Origin of the sequence: Ornithinimicrobium flavum (assembly GCF_004526345.1) — a bacterium.
GTDB classification, from domain to species: domain Bacteria; phylum Actinomycetota; class Actinomycetes; order Actinomycetales; family Dermatophilaceae; genus Ornithinicoccus; species Ornithinicoccus flavus.
Genome location: NZ_CP038213.1, coordinates 1,621,950 through 1,636,794 on the forward strand (window position 1 = coordinate 1,621,950; position 14,845 = coordinate 1,636,794).

Annotated in this window: 13 protein-coding genes and 1 pseudogene; 6 read left to right on the plus strand and 8 right to left on the minus strand. The window is 74.4% G+C overall.

What is annotated here, in order from left to right:
• Nucleotides 1-46: 46 nt before the first annotated feature.
• The gene (locus E3Z34_RS07565; protein ID WP_134773112.1) at nucleotides 47-658 is read left to right on the plus strand and encodes an SHOCT domain-containing protein; all 612 of its coding nucleotides are present in this window, start codon (nucleotides 47-49) and stop codon (nucleotides 656-658) included.
• A gap of 79 nt (nucleotides 659-737) precedes the next feature.
• Here E3Z34_RS07565 and E3Z34_RS07570 read toward each other — a convergent pair whose 3' ends face one another.
• From E3Z34_RS07570 to E3Z34_RS07600, 7 genes are all read right to left on the minus strand, one after another.
• The gene (locus E3Z34_RS07570; RefSeq protein ID WP_134773113.1) at nucleotides 738-2,201 is read right to left on the minus strand and encodes an L-lactate permease; all 1,464 of its coding nucleotides are present in this window, start codon (nucleotides 2,199-2,201) and stop codon (nucleotides 738-740) included.
• Complete coding sequence (locus tag E3Z34_RS07575) at nucleotides 2,198-2,575, minus strand: Clp protease/crotonase-like domain-containing protein (protein WP_134773114.1); 378 nt, start codon at nucleotides 2,573-2,575, stop codon at nucleotides 2,198-2,200. The genes E3Z34_RS07570 and E3Z34_RS07575 overlap by 4 nt, the downstream gene beginning before the upstream one ends.
• Nucleotides 2,503-2,949: an enoyl-CoA hydratase/isomerase family protein gene (locus tag E3Z34_RS07580; RefSeq protein WP_134773115.1), complete on the minus strand. Its 447-nt coding sequence runs from the start codon at nucleotides 2,947-2,949 to the stop codon at nucleotides 2,503-2,505. The genes E3Z34_RS07575 and E3Z34_RS07580 overlap by 73 nt, the downstream gene beginning before the upstream one ends.
• Before the next feature lie 53 nt (nucleotides 2,950-3,002).
• Complete coding sequence (locus E3Z34_RS07585; protein WP_134773116.1) at nucleotides 3,003-4,802, minus strand: DUF5671 domain-containing protein; 1,800 nt, start codon at nucleotides 4,800-4,802, stop codon at nucleotides 3,003-3,005.
• Entirely contained in the window at nucleotides 4,799-5,251 is a 453-nt protein-coding gene (locus E3Z34_RS07590) for a hypothetical protein (protein ID WP_134773117.1), read from the minus strand. The genes E3Z34_RS07585 and E3Z34_RS07590 overlap by 4 nt, the downstream gene beginning before the upstream one ends.
• Before the next feature lie 74 nt (nucleotides 5,252-5,325).
• Nucleotides 5,326-6,819: a DEAD/DEAH box helicase gene (locus E3Z34_RS07595; protein WP_134773118.1), complete on the minus strand. Its 1,494-nt coding sequence runs from the start codon at nucleotides 6,817-6,819 to the stop codon at nucleotides 5,326-5,328.
• A gap of 161 nt (nucleotides 6,820-6,980) precedes the next feature.
• A complete protein-coding gene (locus E3Z34_RS07600; RefSeq protein ID WP_134773119.1) occupies nucleotides 6,981-9,473 on the minus strand; it encodes a DNA gyrase/topoisomerase IV subunit A in 2,493 nt (830 codons plus the stop codon).
• A 148-nt stretch (nucleotides 9,474-9,621) separates the two neighbouring features.
• Between E3Z34_RS07600 and E3Z34_RS07605 the strand changes: the two genes are divergently transcribed.
• Together E3Z34_RS07605 and E3Z34_RS07610 are read left to right on the plus strand one after the other, a co-directional pair.
• Entirely contained in the window at nucleotides 9,622-9,963 is a 342-nt protein-coding gene (locus E3Z34_RS07605; protein WP_134773120.1) for a PadR family transcriptional regulator, read from the plus strand.
• The gene (locus E3Z34_RS07610) at nucleotides 9,960-10,640 is read left to right on the plus strand and encodes a DUF1700 domain-containing protein (protein ID WP_134773121.1); all 681 of its coding nucleotides are present in this window, start codon (nucleotides 9,960-9,962) and stop codon (nucleotides 10,638-10,640) included. The genes E3Z34_RS07605 and E3Z34_RS07610 overlap by 4 nt, the downstream gene beginning before the upstream one ends.
• A gap of 9 nt (nucleotides 10,641-10,649) precedes the next feature.
• On the opposite strand, the gene E3Z34_RS07615 is transcribed toward E3Z34_RS07610, so the two are convergent.
• Entirely contained in the window at nucleotides 10,650-12,389 is a 1,740-nt protein-coding gene (locus E3Z34_RS07615) for a cell wall-binding repeat-containing protein (RefSeq protein ID WP_134773122.1), read from the minus strand.
• A 119-nt stretch (nucleotides 12,390-12,508) separates the two neighbouring features.
• On the opposite strand from E3Z34_RS07615, the gene E3Z34_RS07620 reads away from it, so the two are divergent.
• The 3 genes and pseudogenes from E3Z34_RS07620 to E3Z34_RS20200 all read left to right on the plus strand — a co-directional run.
• A complete protein-coding gene (locus E3Z34_RS07620) occupies nucleotides 12,509-13,057 on the plus strand; it encodes a DUF1697 domain-containing protein (RefSeq protein ID WP_134773123.1) in 549 nt (182 codons plus the stop codon).
• A gap of 42 nt (nucleotides 13,058-13,099) precedes the next feature.
• Nucleotides 13,100-14,083, plus strand: a complete 984-nt coding sequence (gene lhpI / locus E3Z34_RS07625) for a bifunctional Delta(1)-pyrroline-2-carboxylate/Delta(1)-piperideine-2-carboxylate reductase (protein ID WP_134773124.1) — start codon at nucleotides 13,100-13,102, stop codon at nucleotides 14,081-14,083.
• Nucleotides 14,070-14,675, plus strand: a pseudogene (locus E3Z34_RS20200) (GAF domain-containing protein); the annotation flags it as partial. The gene lhpI and the pseudogene E3Z34_RS20200, both read left to right, overlap by 14 nt.
• Nucleotides 14,676-14,845: the final 170 nt, after the last annotated feature.

The following is a 14,845-nucleotide window of genomic DNA, read 5'->3' on the forward strand; positions in this document are numbered from 1 at the left end:
GACGCGCACCCGGGGTGATGGCGGTCGGACGAAGAAGGGTGGGGCCATGGAGAGCGAGCGGGAGGTCCACCTCGACCCCCGGCTCCCCGACCGGCTGCTGCCGATGGTGCGGCAGCGGCTGATGGTGACCTTGCGCCCCTCCGAGATCGTGCTGGGCATGTTCTCGGTCGCCCGGTTCCGCCGGGCGGTCTCCGTGCTGGTGGTGACCGACCTGCGACTGCTCACGCTGGGGGAGTCGGCTGAGGGTATGACGATCGTCGACGAGCTGCTGCGGGCGGACGTGACGGACGTCAGGATCGAACGCAAGAGGGCGTTCAGCACCGGTGAGGTCACCGCGACGACGAGCGGGGGAGCCGTGGGACTGGGCATGCTCAACTACGACGACTCGACCTTCCTCCGGCTGGAGGAGGTGCTCGCCGCGCGGGCCGACGGCACGGCCCCGCCGATCCCGGTGCCGGGGTCGGCGACGGCGTCGGGCGCGGAGGTCGTCGACGAGCCCCGCACGGTCCTCGGCATGCCACGCCCACCGTCCGGTCACCCGCTCGTGGTGCACCTCACCGCGCTGGCCGACCTGCACGGGCGGGGCGCCCTCACCGACGAGGAGTTCGCCCTGGCCAAGGCGCGGCTGCTGGCCGACCCCGAGGGCCCGCACTCCTGACCCACGCCCCCGAATGCCTCCGGCGTCACAGACCCCAGCGCGACGGGCCCCGGCGCCACGGTCCACGGCACCGACGAGGTCAGAGGAGCAGGACGTTCCACACGCCGAGGGCGAGCACCAGGACCAGGTCGACCGCGAGCACGGAGCGGGTCACGCGATGCAGCGACAGGGGCGGGTCCGCCCCGGCGCCCGCCCCGACCCCCGCAACACCCCCGGTACCGGCGGGCACGCTGCGCACGGCCAGGAGCACCCTGGCCGGGGAGGCCATGGTCAGCAGTCCGGCCGCGGCGTTCTGGACCCCGACGAACGCCACCACGGACACGCCCAGACCCTCGGCCACCGCCCCCTGGGCCGCGGCGAACATGGCGTTCGCGCCCGCACCGGACCCGGTGAGGAAGCCGCCGAAGGCGCCCACGGCAGGCCCGAGGAACAGGCCCAGCGACCCGGTGGCCTCGACGGCCCGGCCCAGCGGCTCGGTCAGGCCCCCCAGGACCATGAGGACCCCGAGCAGGAGGAAGGCCGCGGTCGGCAGGGCCGTCTGCCGGCCCAGGTGCGCGACCTCGTGGACCAGCCCCCGCGCCGCCGCCCCGTCGACGTCGAGCCGGCGCACGGCCACCACCCCGGCGACGACGAGCCAGACGGCGGGGGAGGCGAGGACGGCCCCGGCCCCGGAGAGGTCGAGGACGGAGACCGCCACCGTGCTCAGCAGGATCCCGACCAGCAGCACGGTGTAGGGCACGAGGGCTCGACGGACCTCGCGCGGCAGGGTCACCGTGGTGCCGTGGGCGCGGCGCCAGGCGAGGTGGGCCAGGACCGCCAGCAACCCGCCGAGGGCGCCGGAGGGCGCCATACCGACCAGGACGCTGGAGCCGAGGATGCCCGCGCCCAGGACGAGCCCGGAGGCGACGCCCGCAAGGACCGCCCCGGGGGTTCGGCCACCGGGGACCATCAGCACCGCGGCGACGCCCACCCCGACGGTCACCACCAGGTTGGGCCACGCGGTCGCGAGCCCCATCGCGTCCGCGCTCTCCCCGACGAGCCGGCCGGCCACGATGGTCCCGGGGCCCAACGCCCCCCACGGGACGGCGCACAGCCCCAGCAGCCCGAGCACCGCGGACCGGTGCGCGCTGAAGCCGGCGGCGGCCAGCAGGGGGACGCCGACCAGGACCCCGACCCCGAAGCCGGTGACCGACTCCGCGAACGGCGTGACCCCGTGCACGACCAGCAGGGCCGTGGCGACGGGGCCTCCGGTGAGCCGGCCCAGCCATCCCGCCAGGACGTCCTGGGCGCCGGAGACCCCCAGCACCCGGGCCAGGGCGATCCCCGCCACGATGATGACGAGGACCTCGACCGCGGTGGGCAGCCACGCGACCAGCCCGGGCAGCACCTCCTCGGCGCGCTCGTCGAGGACCGTGAGGACGAGCAGGCCGGCGAGGACGATCCCCGCCGTCGCCGCCCGCAGCGCCGGCACCCGGAGCGCGAGCAGGACGGAGACGACGAGGAGGGGAAGGGCGGCCAGCGCCGCCTCGGCCGCCCAGGTCACGAGCCGGTATGCGGTGGGAAGGCTCCGCGCATCGGCGCCGCGGCGCGGCGCACGGCCTGCTCCGGTGTCTCGCCCGGCCGCAGGTAGCTCTCACCCTCGGCAGCCACGCCGGGGCCACCCGCGTCTCGCCGTCGTGCGGCCTCCGCGGCGGCCAGGTCCTCCAGGGTGTCGTACCGGCCGTCGAGAAGGCCCAGCGCCAGCGCCTCCTCGCACGCGACGACATGACGGCCGTCGACGAGCCGTTCCGCCTCGTCGGCACCCACCAGCTGGTGCAGCCGCCAGCGGGTGAGGTCGTCCAGGGTCATCCCGTGGGTGCCGAAGGGGAAGACGAGCGACGGGGCGCCGATCGCGACCCGGCGGTCGCAGGCGAGCATGATCTCCACCCCGCCGCCCGCGCGCCACCCTCCACGACGGCCACGACCTCCCGACCGGTGGTGTGCAGCGACAGAAGGCACTCCACCACCCCGGAGACGAAGTCGTCAGCATGCTCCGGCGACTCCCGAGCCCAGCGCAGCGCTCCCAGGTCGGCCCCGGAGCAGAAGTAGCCGCCCGCTCCGACCACGTAGAGCGGCTCGCCCTCGGACGGCGCACCAGCCCCGGGCGGCGATGCACCCGCACGGCCCCGCTCGTCGGCCGACCGCAGGAGCGAGCCGAGCGCGCGCCACATCGGCAGGGTCAGCGCGTTGCGGCGCTCGGGGCGGTCCAGGACGATCGTCTCGCCCAGGGACGTCTGCTCGATGCGCACCACGCGGACATCCTGCCCCACGCATCAGGCCTCGCCCGGGGAGGGCCGGCGTCGGCTCAGGGCGTCGGACGGCCGGACGGGGTGCCTGGGACGGCGACGGGGATCGCGTGCACGCCCCCGTCGACCCGCAGCACGAGCACCTGACCGTCGCCACCCCCGGCCCCCGTGGTCGGGGCGGGGAGGGCCTCCAGCGCCGCGACGACCTCGGCGGCGGACGGGCCGGCGGACCCGTCCAGCGGTGCCCACTGCTGCAGCTCGCTCCCCGTCCGACCGCCCACGGCGGCCAGCTCGGAGCGGGACAGCGCACCGACGAGCAGGACACGGCGGCGCGCGGGCGAGGTGGCGGGGTGGACCGTGATCTGCTCGGACTCCTCGCGGTCGGCCCGGAAGATCGTCCAGTGGTAGGCCGACAGCAGCGAGGTGGTGAGCAGGATCCCCAGCGGGAAGCGGATGCGGCGCAGCGTCTCCACGCCCGCCTCGCCCGCCAGCACGTCGGTCAGCACGAGGTAGACCAGCACGAGGAGCGAGACCACGGCGGCGATCCCCATGACGCCGAAGAGCACGAGCAGGTAGGTGCGGCGGGTCACCGACCGCAGCTCACCGGCCGGGTCGGCTCCCCGGGCGCCCTGCGCGAGCCGCCAGTGCCACAGCCACAGCGGGATCCCCACCGCCAGCAGCACCAGGGCAGCCAGCAGGGTGTTGACCGCGCTGCCCTCGACGACCAGGTCACCACCCGCGGCGATCGCCTCGACGACCGTGACGAGCACCATGACCAGGCCGCCGGCGGCGGCGAGCAGGCCGACGGCGGACATGAGGTACTCGTAGACGCGCCGGACCTCGGTGCGTTCGCCCGCACGCCCGGCCTCCAGGACGGCCTGGTGGTACCACCAGACCACCAGCCCCGCGACGGCCGCGCCGAAGGTGGCGGGGGCGGCGGCGAAGTGCTCGGTCGCCTCGCTCGTGCGGGGGTCGCCCACCAGCCAGACGAGCACCTGGTGCAGCACGACGCTGAGCGAGGTCACCGCCAGCAGCAGGCCACCGCCGACGCCCGCGAGCAGGACCAGCGTCAGCCACCCGGTCGTGCGCGGCCCCCGGACGAGGTCGAGGAGCCAGTGGACGGTCCAGGCCGCCGCCCCCACGAGCAGCAGGGCGCCGGCGCGCAGCAGGGGATCGGCGTCGCTGCCGACGATCGACTCGCCCTGCAGCCCGGTCAGCAGCCGGAAGGAGGCCCCGACCAGCGCGGCCAGCCCGTAGGTGGCCACCGCCAGGCCGACGAGGGCGGACAGCAGGTCCCGCAGCCGCAGATGCTCCCGCGGCGTGCCCTGGCGGCCCCACCACAGGTGCCCGCCCCACACCACCGTCCAGACGACGGCCAGGGCGACGGGGCTCCCGGTGAGCTCCCGGACGCCCGTCAGCGCCCAGAGGGTCTGGGTCCAGCCCACGACGGCGGTGACCAGCGCGACGAGGCCGGCCAGGGTCAGGTAGGCCGCCCAGCCCAGCGAGGCGAGCTCGCGCCGGTCGGCGGCCGCCCGCCGCCACGTCCACCACGCCAGACCGAGCCACAGCGGCAGGGCGATGAGGGTGAAGGTGAGCTGGAGCGCGAGGGTGCTCTCGTCCCGCGCCACGACGTCCCCGCCGACGAGACGGTCCAGGCCGCGGCCGAGCAGGCCGGTGACCCCCGAGGCCGCGGCGACCAGCAGGCCGAGCAGCAGGAGGTACTGGAAGAAGCGGCGCACCGACTGGCCGGAGCTGCCGGGCGCGGCGTGCGGGTCGGCCTCGTGACGGCGGCGGACGAGCACGACCACGCCCACGACCGCTGCGACAAGGGCCAGCGGGAGGAGCAGGCCGACGATCATGGACGCCACCCCTCGCCGCAGCCGTACATGGGCCAGGGTGCTCCGGTGATGGCCCAGTCGACGGAGCCGTCGGACCGGGCCAGGCGGAAGGTCTCCTCCTGGGTCCACTCACCCTGGAAGGGACCGTCACCGCCGCGGACGAAGTCGAGGCGGACCGTGGCACGGTCGCCGTCGGTCCTGCTGTCCCGCAGCACGACCCGGTTGGCAGGCTCGGCGAAGGCCTGCTCCAGGTCCTCGACGGTGCACCCGGAGTCGGCGGCGAGGTGGGCGGCGGCCGCGTCCACGTCACCGTCGTACACGGCCGCGACGTAGTCCTGCACCACCGCCTCGGGGGAGCCCGGCGGCAGGTCGGCCCGGTCGCGGGTCGCCGAGACGACCCCGGCCACGACGGCCAGCAGCACGAGGACGCCCACCACGACGGCCAGCACCTTCCCGGCCCGACTGTTCATACCGCCATCGTCCCACCTCAGCGGGCGTGCGTGGGGGAGATCACGGGGGTGACGTGCGTCATCCCCGCGGGTGCTCAGCGGCGGCCGCGACCCCCGCCGGAGGAGGTGGAGAAGGCGACGACCGACCCGCCGGAGCTGGCTGCCGCGCGCCGACCGCCGGAGCGCGACTGCCCCTGGCCCCCGGCCTGACCACGGCGGTCCGCACCGGCCTGGGACCGGCCCCGACCCTGCCCGCCAGCGCCCTGACGACCGGTGCGCTGGCCCGACCCCCCGCGCGAGGAGGAGGGGGCGCCGGAGGACTGGCCCCGGCCGCGCCCCCCACCGCCGCCGGAGCCGCCGCGGCCCGGACGGGACGAGCCCTGGGGCGGGACCTCGACGGCATACCCGCCCGGCACGAGCGTGCGCTCACCGGGAGCCAGGTCGCTCAGCAGCGGGTGACGACGGTCGACGCGCGTGGTGACCGGCTTGATGCCGGCCGCGCGGGTCAGGGACCGGACGTCGCGGACCTGGTCGTCGGTCATGAGCGTGACCACGGTGCCCTCGTTGCCGGCGCGCGCGGTGCGGCCGGAGCGGTGCAGGTAGGCCTTGTGCTCGACCGGCGGGTCGGCGTGGACGACCAGGGCGACGTCATCGACGTGGATGCCGCGGGCGGCGATGTCGGTCGCGACCAGGGTGGGGGCCTGGCCGGAGGAGAAGGCGTCCAGGTTGCGGACGCGGGCGTTCTGGCTGAGGTTGCCGTGCAGGTCCACCGCGGGGACGCCGGCCGCGTTGAGCTGCTTGGCCAGCTTCTTGGCGCCGTGCTTGGTACGGGTGAACATGATGACCTTGCCGGGGGCGGCCCCCAGGTCGGTGAGCACGTGCACGCGCTCGGCGGCGTCGACGTGCAGCACGTGGTGGGTCATCGCGGAGACCGGCGACTGGGCGGAGTCGGCATGGTGGGTCACCGGGGCGTCCAGGTAGCGCTTGACGAGCACGTCGATGGCGCCGTCGAGGGTGGCCGAGAAGAGCATGCGCTGACCGCGACGGGGGGTGCGGTCCAGGAGGCGCTTGACGGCGGGCAGGAAGCCCAGGTCGGACATGTGGTCCGCCTCGTCGAGCACGGTGACCTGGATGTGGCCCAGGTCGACGTGGCCCTGACCGATGAGGTCCTCGAGGCGGCCCGGCGTGGCGACGAGGACGTCGACGCCGGCCTGCAGGGCGCGGACCTGAGGGTTCTGGCCGACGCCGCCGAAGATGGTGAGGGTGGACAGGCCGGCCACCTGGGCCAGCGGGGCCAGCGACTCCTCGATCTGACGGGCCAGCTCCCGGGTGGGGGCCAGCACGAGGGCCCGGGGGGCACGGCCCCGGCGCGCGGTGGCGGCCCGGTCGGCCATGAGGCGCGTCGTGAGCGGCAGCAGGAAGGCGTAGGTCTTGCCGGAGCCGGTGCGGCCGCGGCCCAGGACGTCCCGGCCCGCGAGCGAGTCGGGGAGGGTGGCGGCCTGGATGGGGGTGGGGCTGGTGATCCCGCGCTCGTTCAGCGCCGAGAGCAGGGAAGCGGGCACGCCGAGGTCGGCGAAGCTGGAGGTCACAGAGAGAGTCTTTCGAGACGTATGCGGCGTCTCACCCGGCGCGCAGGCCCGGGGGCGGCGCGACCTTAGCCGGCCCGTTGGGGGCCGGCATGATCAAGCGCCCCGAGGTGAGACGGTGCGAGGGCGCTGGGACCATCGTACCTGCTCAGGGTCTCGTGGGCCTATTCGGACGCGCCGGGTCCGACCGCGGCGACGGGTGCGGCGGCCGGCACGCCCGACCCGTCCCGCTTGTCACCGGTCTCGGGCAGCTCGACCGGGACCCCGCTGCTCGCGGCGGCCCGCGGGGGTGCCGCGCCGGCCCACCCGAGCATCAGGGCGCCCTCGCCCCGCAGGAAGCGGTGGCACCGGACACCACCGGTCGCGCGACCCTTGGCGGGGTAGGCCCACAGGTCGGTGACCTTGACCGATCCCGGCTCCGAGCCGGGCAGGGCCCCGGCCGGCCCGGCGACCGTGACGACGGCGTTCTCGACGGCGGGGTCGACGGCGGTGAAGGACACGACGCTCGCCCCGGGCGAGAGCTTCATCCCGGCGACGCCACCGCCCGACCGCCCCTGGGGGCGGACGACCGCGGCGGGGAAGTGCAGCAGCTGGGCGTCGGAGGAGATGAGGACCAGCGACTCCTCCCCGGTGCCCAGCTCGACCGCACCGACGACGGTGTCCCCGTCCTTGAGCCCGACCACCTCGAACACCTCCCGGTTGGACGGGTAGTCGGGGTTGACCCGCTTGACCACCCCCTGGGCCGTGCCCAGCGCCAGCCCCGCGCCGTCGCCGGTGAGGGTGCACAGGGTCAGCGCCTTCTCCCCCGGCGGTAGGTCGAGGTAGGCCGACAGGGGGGCGCCGCCGGAGAGGTCGGGGGAGTCGGCGGTGGGCGGAAGGGTGGGCAGCTCGACGACCGAGAGGCGGTGCACCCGCCCCGCGCTGGTGACCACGCCCACGTGCCCGCGGGCGGTGGTGAGGACGCTGGACAGGAGCACGTCGTGCTTCTTGCGGCGCCCACCGGTGCCGAGCTCCTCGCCGCTCGTCGTGCGGGCCAGCAGCCCGGTGGAGGAGAGCAGCACCCGGCACGGGTCGTCCGCCACCTCGAGGTCGGCGCCCGCGGCCGACCGGCCGGCGGCCAGGGTGGCGGCGGACGACATACCCTGCGCCCCGGAGGACTCGAGCAGGACGGTGCGGCGCTGGGTGCCGTGCTCCCGAGCGACCTCGGCCAGCTCGTCGGAGACCACGGTGAGGAGCAGCTGCCGGTCGGCGAGGATCGCCTGCAGCCGCTCGATCTCACGCTGCAGCTCGTCGCGCTCGGTCTCCAGCTCGAGGCGGGAGAACTTCGTGAGCCGGCGCAGCTGCAGGTCCAGGATGTGGTTGGCCTGGATCTCGGAGAGGTCGAAGACCTGCATCAGGCGGGTGCGGGCGGTGGCGACGTCCTCGGCGGCGCGGATGAGCTGGATGACCTCGTCGATGTCGAGGATCGCGACGAGCAGGCCCTCGACCAGGTGGAGGCGGTCCTGCTTCCTGCCCAGCCGGTGCTCGGTGCGCCGGCGCACGACGTCGGTGCGGAAGTCGACGTAGACCTGGAGCAGCTCGCGCAGGCCCAGCGTGCGGGGCTGCCCCTCGACCAGGGCCACGTTGTTGATGCCGAAGGACTCCTCCATCGGGGTCAGCCGGTAGAGCTCCTCGAGCACCGCCTCGGGGTTGAAGCCGGTCTTGATCTCGATGACCAGCTGCATGCCCTTGGTGCGGTCGGTCAGGTCGATGATGTCGGAGATGCCCTGCAGCTTCTTGGACTGCACCAGCTGCTTGACCTTCTCGATCACCTTCTCCGGGCCGACGAGGTAGGGCAGCTCGGTGACGACGATGCCCTTCTTGCGGGCCGTGACGTTCTCGATCCGTGCGCTGGCGCGGGTGCGGAAGGAGCCGCGTCCGGACTCGTAGGCCTCCCGGATGCCGTCGAGCCCCACGATCCGCCCACCCAGTGGCAGGTCGGGGCCGGGCACGAAGCGCATGAGGGCGTCCAGGTCGGCCTCGGGGTGGGCGATGAGGTGCCGGGCGGCACCGACGACCTCCACGAGGTTGTGCGGCGGCATGTTGGTCGCCATCCCGACCGCGATGCCGGTCGCCCCGTTGACGAGCAGGTTGGGGTAGGCGGCCGGTAGCACCTCGGGCTGGAGGAGCTGGTCGTCGTAGTTGGGGACGAAGTCGACGGTGCTCTCGTCCAGGCTCGCCGTCATGAGCAACGCGGCCGAGGCCATCCGGGCCTCGGTGTAGCGGCTGGCGGCGGGGCCGTCGTCGAGGGAGCCGAAGTTGCCGTGCCCGTCCACCAGCGGGAGCCGCATGGTGAACGGCTGCGCCATGCGCACCATCGCGTCGTAGATCGCGGTGTCCCCGTGCGGGTGGTACTTACCCATGACCTCGCCCACCACGCGCGAACACTTGACGTGACCACGGTCGGGGCGCAGCCCCAGCTCGGTCATGGCGTAGAGGATCCGGCGCTGGACCGGCTTGAGCCCGTCGCGGGCGTCCGGGAGGGCGCGGGAGTAGATGACCGAGTAGGCGTACTCCAGGAACGCGCCCTCCATCTCCTCCTGGACGTCGACCTCGACGATCTTCTCCTCGACATCGAAGAGGTCCTCGCTCTGCGGGCGCGTGCGGCGGCGGGCCATGGGTCGGTCGTGCTCCTGTGCTGGGGTCCTCGAGGGCGTGCGGTCCGCCTCAGGGTATGCGGTGCGCCCCGGCAGGCCGCGCAGGCGCGGCCCGTCCCGGGCCGCCGGTCCCTTGCGCGACAAGGTAGAGGGGAGTACCTTGTGACGCATGGCAGCGTCCCAGGCGGTGACCCAGCTCCGCAGAGGAGTGCTGGAGCACTGCGTCCTGGCGCTGCTGCAGGACGAGGAGCGCTACGGCTACGACCTCGTCACCGAGCTCGCGCAGGCCGGCCTGCTCGCGAGCGAGGGCACCATCTACCCGTTGCTCAGCCGGCTGCGTAAGGAGGAGCTCGTGCGCACCTCCTGGCGGGAGTCACCGAGCGGGCCGCCCCGCCGGTACTACTCGCTCACGCCCCAGGGTCGGACGGCGCTCGCCGAGTTCACCCGGTCCTGGACCGACTTCGCGCGTGCCGTCGACCGCATGCTCACCCGGAAGGGGTCAGGATCATGAGAACAGCCCTGGAGCACCCGTTGGTGCTGGACTACCTGAACCGGCTGCACGCCGAGACCGTGCGGCTGCCCGTCCCCGAGGGGCGGGAGCTGGAGGCGCAGATCCGCGAGCACCTCGTGGCGGCCCTGCCGCCTGAGCCCGCCGAGAGCGAGGTGCGCGACGTCCTCGACCGGCTCGGCGACCCCGTCGACCTCGTGGACGCGGCCGGTGGCGCGGGACCAGGTGAGGGGCCGACGTTCCACGCGGAGCGACCCGACGCCTGGCGCGAGGTCGGCGCGCTGGTCGGCCTGGTCGGCGGGACCCTGCTCTTCTGGCTGCCGCTGGTCAACGTCGTGCTGTGGGTCGGGGGCCTCGTGCTGCTCGTCCTGTCCCGCCGCTGGAGCGTGACCGACAAGGTGTGGGGTGCGTTGGTGCTGGGCCTCGCGCCCTGGATCGCGATCGTCGCGGGCGCGTTGGCGTTCGTCACGACCGGTGAGGTGTGCCAGACCGACGCCGCCGGCAACACCGCGTGCAGCGATGGCGGCGACGGGGGTCTCACGGCCCTGAACGTCGCCGCCATCGCCCTGACCGTGGGCTTCGTCGGGCTCTACCTGTGGACCCTCGTCCGGCTCGTGCGCCGGGCGGCGAGGTCAGGGTCTGCGGGCCGTTCCGGGCTCGCGGACCCTGACCTCGCCTGAGGGCCGCGGTCAGCCGTCACGCAGGTCCGACACCGTCGTCATCGTGTAGCCGTTCGCCCGCAGGATGCTCACGATCTGGGGCAGGGCGTCCGCGGTGCGGAAGCCCCCGAGGTGGGCCAGCACGATCGTCCCCGAGGGGGGCAGGGGGCTGGTGGTCCGGGCCACGATCTGCGCGGTCGTCGTGTCCGGGTCCCAGTCGATGGTGTCGCGGCCCCAGTAGACCGTGATGGGGTAGCCGACCGCCGCGGCCTGGTCGCGGACCCAGGCGTTGTGGGAGCCGTACGGCGGCCGCCACAGCGGGCGGATCTCCATACCGGCCAGGCGCTGGAGCACGGGCTGCGCGTTCGCGATCTCGCTGCGCACGAAGGCCTGGGTCATCGGCACGGCGCAGGGGGCGGCGCTGGGCGAGCCTCCACCACCGTTGACCAGGTCGCAGTGGTGGACCGTGTGGTTCCCGACCTCGAAGAGCTCGGGGTGGGCGGCGATCCTGGCCATCACCCGACGTCCCTCGGTCGTGTCCGCCATGATGCTCGTCGGGAAGAAGGTCGTGCACACCTGGTGCTCGACGAGGAAGTCGACGATGCCCGTCGCCCCCGCCAGGTTGCCGCCCATGTCCAGGGTGAAGGCCATCTTCTTGCTGGTCGTGCCGGGCACGGTGCTGAGCACCTGCTGGGACCCGCCGAGGAGGGTCGGGCCGGCCCAGCAGACCCCGCGCTCGCGCTGGGCCGCCCGGGCCACGTCGATGGACAGCACGCCGGTGCCACCCAGCAGGTAGGCCGTGGTCGGGGTGATCCGGTCCAGCTCGCCGGAGCCCGGCAGGCTGCTCGTGCGGGCCAGGAGGATCGGGCCGCGGGTGATGCGGGAGGCAGGAACGCCGGCCAGGGCGTCGGGGTAGTCGGTGCCGGTGGCGATGGTCACGCCGGGGCGGTCCGGGCCGAAGACCCGCTGCGACACGGCGAGCGCGGTGGCGTAGCGGTCCGCGCCGGAGATCCGTTCGGTCGTGGCGATCGTTCGCAGCTGGGCTGCGGCGGCATCGGAGACCGCGCTGGTGCCACCGACGAGCATGATCCGCGACGGGTCCAGCCGGTCGATCTCGGCCAGCACGGCGGAGGGCACGGAGCTGGTGTCGCTGAGCAGCACCGGGGCGTTCTGCACCACGGCCGCGGCGCCGCCGGACAGGGCGTCCGGCCAGTTCCGCCCCGTGGAGACGTAGACGGTGTCCGCGCCACCGGGGAAGGCGCTCCTGCTCACGGCGACGGAGGTGCCGAAGCGGTCCGTCCCGGAGACCCGGGTGACCGTGCCGGTGGTGTAGGAGCGCAGGGCGGCCAGCACCGTGTCACCGACGACGGCGGAGCCGCCGACGACGACGATGCGGCCCGGGCGCAGCCGGGTCAGCTCCGTGGCGGTCGCGGACGGGATGCCGGTCTGGCGCACGAAGAGCACGGGGGCACCACCGCGGGCGGCGGCCGGGCCGGCGCTCAGGGCGTCGGCGAAGGAGCCGCCGGCCGCGACGTAGACGACCGGCACACCGGCGGCCGTGAACTCGCGCGAGATCGCGGTCGCGGTCGCGTACCGGTCCGACCCCGCGAGCCGTTCCACGGTGAAGTCGAGGTCACCGTCCTGGATGGTCGGGGCCTGGGGGACCGGTGCGGCCGCCGTCACCGTGGGGGAGGCGGTCGCCCCGAGGCCGGGCGCCAGGCTCACGCCCAGCGCACAGACCAGGGCGGTCAGGACGGGTCGGACCTTCATGGCACGCTCCTTCGCTCTCGCGGGGCACCCCTGCGGACCCCGCTACCTGGATGTCGTCGCGGCCGGGCAGAAGGTTCAGATCCCGGTGGCAGAGATCCCGGCTCGCTATCGTCGGTCCCGTGACGAGGTACGCGGCCCTGCTGCGGGGAATCATGCCGAGCAACCCGGCGATGGCCAACGATCGGCTGCGCGGGGTCCTGCACGACCTCGGTATGGAGCAGGTCGCCTCCGTCCTGGCCAGCGGCAACCTCGTCTTCACCGCGCCGGAGCAGGACGTGCCGACCTTGGAGGCCACGGTGCAGCAGGCGCTGCACGAGACGCTGGGCATCCCCGGCGGGACGATCATCCGGTCCCTGGAGGAGCTGCGGGCCCTGCTGGACAGCGACCCCTTCCCGGGCCTCACCCACGGGCGGGGGACCTACCTCACCGCCACCTTCGTCAAGGACGGCGCCGCACCACCGACCGATCTGTCGGAGTGGGCCGACCCCGCCTCCGGCGTGGTGGGCTTCGACGCCGAGGCCCGCGCCTTCCTCGCGGTCACCGACAACTCCGTCGAGGGACGGACCACGGAGTTCATGGCCTGGCTGGACCGGACCTACGGGCGGGACATCACGACCCGGACCTGGCTCACCGTGCAGCGGATCGTCCGCCGCCTCGAGAACCCCTGACCCGCAGGAGCGCGCTGCGGCCGGTGTGGTTGGGTGAGCGGCATGAGCAGCGGTGACGTGCGCCTCCTCGACGCTGGCCAGGTGCGGGACCACCTCGACCCGACCGAGCTGGTCGCCGCCCTGCGGACGGCCTTCTCCGACCCCGGCACCACGGTGGTGCCGGACCGGGTCACGATGCCGCTGGACGAGAGCGTCGGCACCTCGCTCCTGCTCAAGCCGGCGTGGCGCCGCGACGGGCTGCTCGGGGTCAAAGTCACGACCCACCACCCGGACAACGGACGTCGCGGCCTCCCGGCCATCCACGCGCTCTACGCCGTCCACGACGCCGCCACGGGTGCCCCGCTGGCGGTCCTGGACGGCACGGAGCTCACCCGGTGGCGCACCGCCGCCGCCAGCGCGCTGGCCGCCGACCTGCTGGCGCCCCGGCGCGTCCGCGAGCACCTGCTCGTCGGGAGCGGCAACGTCAGCGCGGCCCTGCCGGCCTGCTACGCCACGGTCCGGGACGTGGCACTGACCCGCGTCTGGGCCCGGCGGCACGAGCAGGCGGAGTCGCTCGCGCGTCAGCTGCGCGAGGAGGGCGTGGCCGCCGAGGCCGTCGCCCCCGGGGTCGAGGCCCTCCGGGAGGCGGTCCGCCGGGCCGACGTCGTCTCGTGCGCGACCTCCGCCACCAGCCCGCTCGTCCTGGGCGAGGACGTCGGTCCCGGCACGCACGTGGACCTCATCGGCTCCTTCACGCCCGGCATGGTGGAGGCGGACGAGGCGCTCGTCACCCGGGCGCGGGTCTTCGTCGACATCGAGGCGGCGGTGCACGAGTCCGGTGACCTGGCCGGACCCGTCGCCCGCGGGGCGCTGCGCGCGTCCGACATCCTGGGGACCCTGGCCGACCTGGCCTCGGGCCGCCGCCCGGGCAGGGAGCACGACGACGAGGTCACGGTCTTCAAGTCCGTGGGCACCTCCCTGGAGGACCTCGTCGCCGCCGAGGTGGTCCTGCGTCGCGCCGGCGGAGGGGACGATGAGCCTGCCTGACGTGGCCGAGCGCTACCTGGAGCTGCTCGCCGAGGACCGGCCCGTCGAGGACCTCGAGGGTCTGCTGCGCCGCGAGCTCGACGCGGGGGCCGACGAGGGTGCGCTCGTGCGCGTCCACGACCTGGCGCTGCGGGTCCACTCCCTGCGGCAGACCGGGCGCCGTCGGGAGTCCGAGCTGGTGGCCCTCCACGAGACCGTCTCCGACCTGGCGGCGCTCAAGGACCTCGACGACGTCCTGGAGGCCATCGTGCGCCGGGCCCGCACCCTGCTCGGGGCCGACGTGTCCTACCTCTCGCTCAACGACGACGACGCCGGGCACACCTACATGCGGGTCACGCAGGGCATCCACTCCGAGCAGTTCCGCCACGTCCGGCTCGACTTCGGGGAGGGCCTGGGCGGCCTGGTCGCCCAGACCGCCCGGCCCTACGCCACGGCCGACTACTTCAACGACGCCCGGTTCTTCCACACCCGCAAGGTCGACACCGCAGTGCGGGGCGAGGAGCTCAACGCCATCGTGGCCGTGCCCCTCCTGCTCGGCCGGACCGTCATCGGGGTGCTCTACGCCGCCAACCACGACCACCGGGGCTTCGGGCGCGAGGACATCAACCTGCTAAGCAGCTTCGCCGGTCACGCGGCCCTGGCGATCGACAACGCGCGCCGTACGCAGGAGAGCGCCGCCGCCGTGGCGGACCTGCAGGAAGCGGGGGAGCTGCTGCGCCGCTCCGCCGAGCAGTCGCAGCGGGCCGCCGACGCGCACGACCG